The 10,000-nt window shown below is 48.7% G+C and carries 9 protein-coding genes; all 9 read left to right on the top strand.

The genetic code is table 11. The features are described from left to right. The first annotated feature begins 29 nt into the window (after positions 1-29). The 9 genes from PHH49_06990 (at position 30) to PHH49_06950 (ending at position 9,812) form a co-directional block, all read left to right on the top strand. The gene (locus PHH49_06990; protein MDD5488684.1) at positions 30-1,022 is read left to right on the top strand and encodes a MoxR family ATPase; all 993 of its coding nucleotides are present in this window, start codon (positions 30-32) and stop codon (positions 1,020-1,022) included. 27 nt (positions 1,023-1,049) lie between these two features. Then, positions 1,050-1,931 carry a DUF58 domain-containing protein gene (locus PHH49_06985; GenBank protein MDD5488683.1) on the top strand — a complete coding sequence of 294 codons (882 nt, stop codon included), beginning with the start codon at positions 1,050-1,052 and terminating at the stop codon, positions 1,929-1,931. Positions 1,932-1,937: 6 nt separating this feature from the next. Further along, complete coding sequence (locus PHH49_06980) at positions 1,938-2,981, top strand: hypothetical protein (protein MDD5488682.1); 1,044 nt, start codon at positions 1,938-1,940, stop codon at positions 2,979-2,981. Next, positions 2,978-4,006 carry a VWA domain-containing protein gene (locus PHH49_06975; GenBank protein MDD5488681.1) on the top strand — a complete coding sequence of 343 codons (1,029 nt, stop codon included), beginning with the start codon at positions 2,978-2,980 and terminating at the stop codon, positions 4,004-4,006. Before PHH49_06980 ends, PHH49_06975 begins: the two co-directional genes overlap by 4 nt. Next, positions 4,003-5,016, top strand: coding sequence for a VWA domain-containing protein (locus PHH49_06970; protein MDD5488680.1), 1,014 nt, complete (start codon positions 4,003-4,005; stop codon positions 5,014-5,016). Before PHH49_06975 ends, PHH49_06970 begins: the two co-directional genes overlap by 4 nt. Before the next feature lie 566 nt (positions 5,017-5,582). Further along, entirely contained in the window at positions 5,583-7,085 is a 1,503-nt protein-coding gene (locus PHH49_06965) for a hypothetical protein (GenBank protein ID MDD5488679.1), read from the top strand. Beyond that, positions 7,046-7,243: a hypothetical protein gene (locus tag PHH49_06960; GenBank protein MDD5488678.1), complete on the top strand. Its 198-nt coding sequence runs from the start codon at positions 7,046-7,048 to the stop codon at positions 7,241-7,243. Before PHH49_06965 ends, PHH49_06960 begins: the two co-directional genes overlap by 40 nt. Positions 7,244-7,359: 116 nt before the next feature. Beyond that, positions 7,360-9,042 carry a hypothetical protein gene (locus PHH49_06955; protein ID MDD5488677.1) on the top strand — a complete coding sequence of 561 codons (1,683 nt, stop codon included), beginning with the start codon at positions 7,360-7,362 and terminating at the stop codon, positions 9,040-9,042. Beyond that, entirely contained in the window at positions 9,039-9,812 is a 774-nt protein-coding gene (locus PHH49_06950; protein MDD5488676.1) for an SH3 domain-containing protein, read from the top strand. The genes PHH49_06955 and PHH49_06950 overlap by 4 nt, the downstream gene beginning before the upstream one ends. Positions 9,813-10,000 lie beyond the last annotated feature (188 nt).

The following is a 10,000-nucleotide window of genomic DNA, read 5'->3' as shown; positions in this document are numbered from 1 at the left end:
AGGCGTATGTTTTTTTGAAAGGGGGTATCATGGACGCTGATCGGGACCGGATAAACGAAAAAGTTAAAAATGAAAGCCGTCTGATACAAGAACTTACGGGAGCGATACGCACCGTTATAGTGGGGCAGGAATACCTGATCGAGAGGCTCATGGTCGGGCTTCTGGCCAATGGCCATATACTGGTCGAGAGTGTGCCCGGATTGGCAAAAACGTTGTCTATAATGACACTATCCCAGGCTATTAAAGCACAGTTCCAGCGCATACAGTTCACGCCTGATCTTCTTCCAGCCGATATCGTGGGTACTCTTATATACAACGCAAAGGAAGGTACTTTTGAAGTAAAAAAGGGGCCGGTGTTCTCCAATATAGTCCTTGCGGATGAAATAAACCGCGCGCCGGGGAAGGTGCAGGCAGCTCTTCTTGAGGCTATGCAGGAAAGGCAGGTCACTATAGGGACCACAAGTTACAGATTAGAGGAGCCGTTCCTGGTAATGGCGACACAAAACCCGATCGATCAGGAAGGGACTTATCCGTTGCCGGAAGCCCAAGTTGACCGTTTTATGCTGAAGGTCAAGATATCATATCTTGAGCCGGACGAGGAGATCGTGGTCCTGGACAGGATGGGAAATACCAGAAAAAAGGCCGGGGTTTCTCCTGTAGCGACGCCGGAAGACATTCTAAAAGCGAGGGAGATCGTCGATGAGGTGTATGTGGATGACAAGATAAAAAGGTATATTGTTGATCTTGTATTCGCCACGAGGCGTCCGGAGCAATATGGTCTTAAGGATCTAAAGAGCCTTATCCAGCTGGGAGCTTCACCCAGAGCGACGATAGCGCTGGTGCTTGCCGCCAAGGCGTTCGCGTTCTTACGAGGACGCGGGTACATTACTCCTCAGGATATACGGGAGATAGGATATGATGTTTTGCGTCACAGGATAATGCCCAGCTATGAAGCTGAAGCCGAAGAGATGTCCTCGGAGGATATTATCAAGACCATATTTGACAAAATACCCATTCCATGAGGGTTCCGGTTCAAGGGGGATCTTTGAATGATACCGGCTGAGATACTCAGGAAAATACGTCGGATACAGATCACGACCGCGAAAAAAGCCACGGATATATTCGCTGGCGAATATAAAAGCGTATTCAAAGGGCGGGGTATGGAGTTCGTGGAGGTGCGCGAATATCTCCCCGGGGATGAGATACGTTCTATCGACTGGAACGTTACCGCACGTATGGGCCGGCCCTTTATCAAGAAATTTGTCGAAGAACGGGAACTTACCATAATGCTGCTCCTTGATGTGTCCGGGTCGAACCGTTTTGGAAGCGTAAATCACCTGAAAAGGGACCTCGCGGCTGAAGTGTGTGCCGTTCTCGCCGCGTCCGCTATAAAGAACAACGATAAAGTAGGCCTCTTGGTGTTCACGGACCGGATAGAAAGGTATCTTCCGCCACGGAAAGGTACAAAGCATGTTTTTAAGATAATCAGGGAAGCTTTGTATTTTAAGCCGCAAGGGATCGGAACGAACATATCACTTTCGCTTGAATATCTGTCGCGGCTTACAAAAAAAAGTACCGTTACATTCTTGATATCGGATTTCCAGGATAAAGGCCTGAAAAAACCGTTATCTATCGCCGGGAAAAAGCACGATCTTGTGGCTGTACAGATAATCGATCCGCGGGAACGGGAGCTGCCCGATGCGGGTATTATCGAGTTGAAGGACCCGGAAAGCGGCAGAGCCTATTATTTGGATACTTCTGACATCAATATACGCGAAAAATACCGGGAACAGGCGGATGAGATGGAACGTAGGAGGAAAAAGCTTTTTTATTCCGTGAACATCGACAGGATCATTGTCGATACGTCAAAACCATATGAAGCTGCTCTGGTCGATTTTTTTACACACCGTAAACAGAAAAGAGGCTTGTAGGTGGATATGCCGGAACGACCCAGGTCGATGCGTTACTACGGCCTAGCTGCTATATTAATTATCATAGTGGCGACGGGCGTATTTTTGCATGTAAAACGGCCTTTAGATGTATCCGTGAAGGTGCGCCCAAGGACCATTGATATCGGACAGACGCTATCTCTTAGGGTGTTGGTGTCGGCGGGTCCCGGGATCTTGGTTGACGAGGTGGATGTTGTGGATCCTGGGGATGTGTATATAAGAGAAAATGTGGTTGATAAGACCGTGTCCCGGGGCAGGCAGACTATCCTGAGGCGGATGAAGCTCACTTATTTGTTCCCTGGCACCTATACGCTGCCGGACGTAAGTGTCCGTTACTTGGAAAAAGGAGAAAAAAAAGAGATCACTATTGATACCGGGAAAGCCGCTGTCAGGAAAATATTGAAAGAGGACCCTACTTCCCCTGAGGAGATAAAGACCGGAGAGGGGATCTTTGACGGGAGGGTGGGCATGGCGCACGGTAAAAGCGGAGAACGCATGGGAGGGGCGATAACAGCGCCGATAAGGTATTACATCAGAGAGACCCCGGGGCCGCGAAAAGTGCGGACCAACAAGGATATAATGATAAGATCATTCTTGTATCTGGTCGTGACCCCTTTCGTGGTAGCTGTGATCATTGTCTTGTCCTTTGCCATGAGAAGGGCAGGGCAAAAGCTCGCCCAACCCGCGCATATTATGGCTTTTCGAAGGTTTAAAAAGCTAAAGAGTAAAAGGTTTATAGAACAAGGCAAGGGCAAACAATTCGCCGCATTGCTTTACCGATGCCTGCTGTTATACCTGCAGGAACGCTACGACTTTCCCCGAAGGGCTATGACCACTGAGGAGATAGTGTCCCATGTCAATTCTTTGCCCAAATTGTCCCCCGAGGATAAGAGCTTTCTCGAAGAGAAGTTCCGGTCGCTCGACCTGGTTAAATATTCTGTAGGCCGCGATAAGAGCGAAAAGCTTGACCCGGGGTTGGAAAAAGAAATAGGATTCATAAAAAGGACCAAGGAAACTGAGCAGGGAAAATGACCATTATATTCAGGACACCTCTAGCTTTATCGCTTCTGTTCGTCGTGCTCGCGTTGTTCATATTGCTGCGTATGCGCGGACATGTGAGTGGCATAATTTTCCCGGCTGACCATACCGTACGCGCCTTGCGTGGGAACCTTCGGGCCTTTGTCGCCCGCAACATCTATCTGCTCAGGTGGCTGGCGTTGCTGCTTCTCATAGCGGGACTTGCCCGGCCACAGTTCAACAAAGAGGGTGTGATCAGGAAAGAAGGGATAGCAATAGTGATGTCAGTGGATTGCTCCAGCACAATGACGGCAGGAAATGTCAAACTGGGTTTTGAGGATATCGGGATCATGGGCGACAAGAATGTAAAGGATCTCAGCCGTATTGACGCTGTAAAAAGTGTAGCTATAGATTTTGCGCGGACCCGGAAAGATGACATGATAGGGCTTGTGGCTTTTGCTGCGGAGGCCTTTGTCGCCTGTCCGCCGACATTCGACCATGAATGGCTTGTTGGGTCGATAGACAGGTTGAAGGTCGGAATGATCAAGGACGGTACGGCTATCGGGTCAGGCATATTATCCGCCTTAAATTCCCTGAAAGACGTAGAAGCGAAAGGAAAGATCATCATTTTGCTTACAGATGGCATTAACAACTACGGTAAGGTACCACCCTTGATCGCGGCTAAAGCCGCAAGAGCTTTAGGGATAAAGATATACACTATCGGGTTGGTCAGCGACGAGTCTCTCGAGTTCGCGGGAGATGGTTCCGGCAGGAAAGTATACAAGGGTGGAAATGTCGCGATCGATGAAAAACAGCTCGAAGATATAGCGGCTACTACCGGCGGCAAATATTACAGGGCTGAAAATATGGCGACACTGAAAGAAAGCTATAAGGACATTGATGCGGTTGAAAAAGTAAGGATCGAACAGGAGAGTTATCTCGAGTACGTCGATGTATTCTCCTATTTTCTGTGGGGGGGATTATTCCTGCTTTTACTTGAGTGTATATTGCGTAATACGTTCTTCAGGAAGGTGCCATGAGCATGCATTTCGCTGATCCTGTGATATTGACCGTCCTGGCGTGTTTGTTGCCGCTGTTGGTCGTATTTATCGCCTGGTCGGCTAAGAACCGGACGAAGATCTTGGCAAAATTCGCGCAGCCGGAACTTTTGCCCAAGATAATACCATTTTACAGCCGGGATAGGAGACTCTTACGCTACAGTCTTGAGGTTGCCGCATTGGCTCTCATCATCATCGCTCTTGCGCGTCCTCAATGGGGATTTTTCTGGAAGGAGAACAAGAAGGCCGGGCTTGATCTTCTCGTGGCGGTGGACACATCGAAAAGCATGCTTACCGTTGATATTAAGCCGGATCGGCTGACGTTCGTAAAGAACGAGCTTAAGCATTTTATCAAGGGACTTCGTGGGGACCGGACAGGGTTAATTGCATTCTCGGGTGAGGCTTTTCTCCTCTGTCCGTTCACGATGGACCATAGCGGGTATATACTGGCGGTAAATTCCCTTGATACTAATAGTATTCCCACGGGAGGCACGTCTATCCCAAGCGCGATAGATGAAGCGTTAAAAGCGTATAAAGCTGTAGGCGCGGAAAACAAACTGATGGTGTTGATAACAGATGGGGATAATACGGAAGGCGATATTGAAAAGGCGATCCAGGAAGCGAAAAAAGAGAACGTGACGGTCTCTTGCATAGGTATTGGCACTGATAAGGGCGATCTGATCCCGGTATTGGATGAAAAAGGCCAAATGACCTATGTCAAGAATAGCCAGGGGGTCCTTGTTAAGTCCCGGCTTATGGAGGATGTCCTGAAAGGCATAGCTGAAGATACAGGTGGGATCTATGTCCGGGCCAGCCAGGAAGATCTGGGCCTGAACGCTATCTATGATGACTATAGGTCCCGGTTCACTAAAAGCATATCAAAAGAGCCGAAGACCAAAGTACTTAAAGAGAGATATCAACTATTCCTACTTGCCGGGATATTGTTTCTTATCTCGGAAATTATCCTGTCTGCGGTGGTGGAAAATGAGTAAATACTCGAAAAAAGTCTGGGTGATCGGGTTTATTGTGGTCAGCAGTTTTTTTTCTCTGGCTCTGCGGTCGCCGGAAAAAGAGCTCGTTAAGTTCGCGAATAAATTATTTTCCGAGAAAAAATACCTTGAAGCCTCCCAGGTGTATGAGGAAATGCTTAAAAAGGATCCGGGGTCCGATATCCTGAATTACAACGTGGGGTGCGTTTACTATGAAATGGAAGAGTACGAACCCGCGTTAAAAGCTTTTGTCAGGGCATTAAGCACGGAAGATGTGAGGTTAGAGAGGGACGCGTTCTTTTCCCTCGGAAATGTCTGTTACAGGCTTAGTGAGGATGTGGAAAAAAAACAGGACTTGAAAGAAGCCATATCCATGTGCGAAAAAGCCATTGACTATTATCTGAAGGCTATGAACGTTGATGACCGCGATCGCGATATAAAATTCAATTTCATGACAGCGCAAAAAAGAAAGAACAAGTTGGAAGAACGGTTGGGGAAAAAGAGTTCTTCCCCTCCACCATTAGGAGGTCCAGGCAGCCAAGGTCAGGGGCAAGACCAGAAACAACAAGGTGGCCAGGGTCAGGGAGATACGCAACAAAAGCAGCAGTCACAGGGCGGACAGGGCCAAGGTAAGGACGGGCAGCAGGAGCAAAGTGGTCAGGGCCAGGGAGATAATCAACAACAGCAGCAACAAGGTGACCAAGGGCAGGGAGATACGCAACAACAGCAGCAACAGGGCGGTCAGGGCCAGGGAGATAATCAACAACAGCAGCAACAAGGTGACCAAGGTCAGGGGCAAGACCAGAAACAACAAGGTGGACAGGGCCAAGGTAAGGACGGGCAGCAGGAGCAAAGTGGTCAGGGCCAGGGAGATAACCAACAAAAGCAGCAACAGGGTGACCAGGGCCAGGGGCAAGACCAAAAGCAGCAGTCACAGGGCGGACAGGGCCAAGGTAAGGACGGGCAGCAGGAGCAAAGTGGTCAGGGCCAGGGAGATAATCAACAAAAGCAGCAACAGGGTGACCAAGGTCAGGGTAAGAGCCAACAGCAGGAGCAAAGTGGTCAGGGACAAGGCCAAGGTAAAGATCAACAGCAGCAAAAGTCGCAAAGCGGTCAAGAACAGGGACAGGACCAAAAGCAGCAGTCACAGGGCGACCAAGGACAGGGTACGGACCAACAGCAGTCGCAAGGTGAACAAGGACAGAGTAAGAGCCAACAGCAGAAGCAAAGTGGGCAGGGACAAGGCCAAGGCGGAGGTAAGGATCAAGGACAGCAGTCACAGGGCGGTCAGGGTCAGGGGCAAGATCGGCAGCAGCAAGATGGCCAGGGTCAGGGTAAGAGCCAACAGCAGGAGCAAGGTGGACAGGAGCAGGGAGATACGCAACAACAGCAGCAACAGGGCGGACAAGGCCAGGGAGATACCCAACAAAAGCAGCAAAGCGGCCAAGGCGAAGGTAAGGATCAACAGCAGCAAAAGTCGCAAGGCGGGCAAGAACAGGGACAGGACCAAAAGCAGCAGTCACAGGGCGAACAAGGACAGGGTACGGACCAACAGCAGTCGCCAGGTGAACAAGGACAGAGTAAGAGCCAACAGCAGGAGCAAAGTGGTCAGGGAAAAGGCCAAGGACAGGGACAGGGCCAAAAGCGGGAGCAAAGTGGTCAGGGCCAGGGGCAAGACCAGAAACAACAAGGTGGCCAGGGTCAGGGAGATACGCAACAAAAGCAGCAAAGCGGCCAAGGCGAAGGTAAGGATCAACAGCAGCAAAAGTCGCAAGGCGGGCAAGGCGAAGGTAAGGGCCAAGGACAACAAGGCGGCGAAGGAGAAGGCCCAGGAGAACAAAATACACCGGGTGGCCAGGAAGAGCGGAAGCCGCAAGATGGACAAGGTCAGGGACAACCTGCCTCCAAAGACCAGCGGGATAATAAATTCAATAAAGACGACTATCCGAAAGGTAAATATCGCACAACGGTCAGTGTTGTGGAGGGCAAAGTGGCAGTTATGCCATATTCCGATAAAGGACCGGATCCCGGTATGTCCCAATATCTTGGCCCGGGGCAGGTGTCCGCGGTAGAAGGAAGTGTCGGTCCCGGACAGAATAAGGACTCACAGATGCAGGATGAGAATAGCGCGTATACGGTGATCGAATCATATTGGAACGGCGAGGCGCCGACAAAGATAATCAGGAACGTTAAACCGACATACAATAAGAAAGTTGACAAAGACTGGTAGAAGATATGGGAGTGGCTGTTCTTAAACATTGCCGTTGTATTGCTGTGTGTGGCGTCATTACTCTGGCGATAGTGTTCCATCATGATGCAGGGCCTGCCGCAGAGGATGTCATCCGCTTGAAGCTAAATACTAAAGAAACGGCTCCGGGAAGAAAGGTGTCGCTTTTTATCGATATACCTTCGGATGATGTGCAAGGAGTGCCGGATATTCCGGTTATAGAAGGACTTAGGACCCGTTTTATAACGAAAAGGACGGGATTTGTTTCCGATAATGGTGATGTGTGTACGCGACTGATATATGATTTGACACCAACTCGTGAGGGTAAATTCCTTATTGGGCCGCTATCCATAAAAGTTAATAACCGCATGGCCAGAACGGATGACATTGAGCTGTTGTCTTCTGGGGACATTGAACGTGGTGGGAGCCGAGACATCGGGAAAAATATTGACCAAGAAGTGGACCTGGGGGGGCATATATGGTTGGAACTCGATATCCCGAAAAAAGAATTTTTCCTTAACCAGGTGGTAAAGGTGAACGTGCTTTTGTTCACGGACTGGCTTGATGTGGAAAATATAACTGTTTCGGACAGTGCCCCCGGAGGGTATATCGGCACGAATTACGAACAGACGGGGTCGGAAATAATCGGAGAGCAAGGTGAACGGACAGCTATATTGAAGTTCAGCAAGGATATTTTTGTGCCGTTTCCCGGGGACATAGTCTTTGGTCCGGTCCAGGCTACTATGCTCATATCGAAACCTAAGGGAGAGCTTTTGAACGACAACGGTACTTTCTATGACCGTTACATAGGCAGGGCCGGCAGTAGGGAAACCGTACAGCAAAGTGGGACCGTAAAGTTGAAGATATTGCCGTTCCCCGAAGATGGCAAGCCTGAAGGTTTTGGTGGGGCGGTCGGTTCTTTTTCGGCAGTGGCTGAAGTGGATAAAGATGTACTAGATGCCGGAGATACCATTACACTTACTGTCAGGATAGAAGGAAAAGGCAATATGGCGTCTGTGCGGCTGCCTGAAAAGGCGGAGACCGTTGGGGTAAAAGCTTTTCCGGCAAAAAGAACAAGTGAATCTGGCGAAACCGTGACTTTCAATGAGGTTTTTAAAATAGAAGATGCGTCGTTAACTGAATTACGCGTAATGCCGTTCTCGTATTTCGATCCGGACACGGAAAAATACCATTCCGTGCCTCTTGGCCCGTTTCATATAAAAGTGAAAGGCTCTAAGGTCGCAAATCCGGAGCAAGAGAAGGTCGGGGAAAAGGACGTACTTGCGGCTATGGTGGATATCGAACGGTCTCCCGGGAAAAGTGGGACGCATGATATATATTTTTTCGGGATGGGACGTGTTATGGTCCCAATGGTCTTCCCGTTAGTTTTATTCGGGATATTGTCTGCTGGCGAGAGTTGGCAGAGAAAATTACGTGAGGATTCTCCTTTTTCCCGGGCATATCATGCGTCCCGGAAAGCAAGAACGATGATGCGGGAGGCGGAGAGGTGCCTCAAGAGCGGGAACAGCGTTCTATATTATGACACTATATACAGGGCGCTCCAAGGGTATCTGGGTATTCGTTACGGGGTTCCAGTTGAAACCGTAACAGAAGAGCTTATCGAGCACAAGATCATACCGGGGGATGAGGGGGGTAAGGTCTCTCAGGATATTAAAACCGTATTTTTTGAATGTTATTTGGCGCGATATACGCGTTACACGCATAACAAAAAGAACATGGCGGATATTTTCAGGCTTGTGGAACGTATTATCAGTTATCTTAACGGGTTCGGGGAATTATGAGAAAGAACGCTATATTCATGATCAGTTGTTTCTTGCTCTGCGCATCGGTAGTAGCTGGGGCCGAAAGTGCCGGTACCTTCCAGGACGCGATAGATCATTACGAGAACGGGGAATACGCCAAGGCGTGTGAAGTCTTTGAATCCCTTATCGGTGGAGGGGCCATGACGGATAATATTTTTTATGATCTTGGGAACTCATATCTTCGCATAGGCCGTATTGGTAAGGCTATATTGAATTATGAGCGTGTTTTGGTGCTTTCTCCCCGGGATAGTGACGCGCTCTCTAACCTTTCACTGGCGCGAAGCCTTATGAAGCGACGGGACACGAACGTCCCGGAGAATCCCCTGAGGAGGGAAGGGACACATTTACTTGCATTGCTCTCGATAGGAGAAGTGGCCGTTGGTATGTGGATATGCTTATTGCTTATACTTTCCCTGACATTCGTACATAAGGTGAAAAGGATCAAGGTTTACGGCGGTGATATATATTTGGTCGCATTGCTGGTACTGTTCTTTTCTTTCATGGGTTTATTCCGGATAAAGATCGAGCATTTTCACAAAACGGCCTTTATTGTCACTCCTATCGCGGATATGAGGTACGGACCCAGCGAGGAGAGCGCGATCGTATCTCCAGTATATGATGGCATGAAGGTCACTATTCTTCGCCAGGATGGATCATGGTGTAAGATACGGATGAACGAAAGCCATCAATCCGGCTGGGTGAAGACCTCTCACATAGAGCGTATCAATTTTATAACTACCCGAAAATAAACAACTACAGAACAACACGCCTTATCCAGACTTTTTACGCTTTTACCTTGATAAACCTTTTATTCCGAAGCGCCGAACTGTTAGGGTATAAAAAATCAAGATTTTAAAGACTATATTCTCATTTTTATAAGGTATAATTAATATGATCCAGGAACACAAAAAGTGATATATTGTATTGCAGCTAAGTC

The organism is Candidatus Omnitrophota bacterium, from assembly GCA_028715965.1.
Lineage (GTDB): Bacteria > Omnitrophota > Gorgyraeia > Tantalellales > Tantalellaceae > JAQUQS01.
This window is presented reverse-complemented; position numbering and strand designations above follow the sequence as displayed.

Excerpts from the sequence above, each read along its gene's own strand:
- PHH49_06990 (MDD5488684.1), top strand. The coding sequence starts at position 30 with ATGGACGCTGATCGGGACCGGATAAACGAAAAAGTTAAAAATGAAAGC.
- PHH49_06985 (MDD5488683.1), top strand. The coding sequence starts at position 1,050 with ATGATACCGGCTGAGATACTCAGGAAAATACGTCGGATACAGATCACG.
- PHH49_06980 (MDD5488682.1), top strand. The coding sequence starts at position 1,938 with ATGCCGGAACGACCCAGGTCGATGCGTTACTACGGCCTAGCTGCTATA.
- PHH49_06975 (MDD5488681.1), top strand. The coding sequence starts at position 2,978 with ATGACCATTATATTCAGGACACCTCTAGCTTTATCGCTTCTGTTCGTC.
- PHH49_06970 (MDD5488680.1), top strand. The coding sequence starts at position 4,003 with ATGAGCATGCATTTCGCTGATCCTGTGATATTGACCGTCCTGGCGTGT.
- PHH49_06960 (MDD5488678.1), top strand. The coding sequence starts at position 7,046 with ATGTCCCAATATCTTGGCCCGGGGCAGGTGTCCGCGGTAGAAGGAAGT.
- PHH49_06950 (MDD5488676.1), top strand. The coding sequence starts at position 9,039 with ATGAGAAAGAACGCTATATTCATGATCAGTTGTTTCTTGCTCTGCGCA.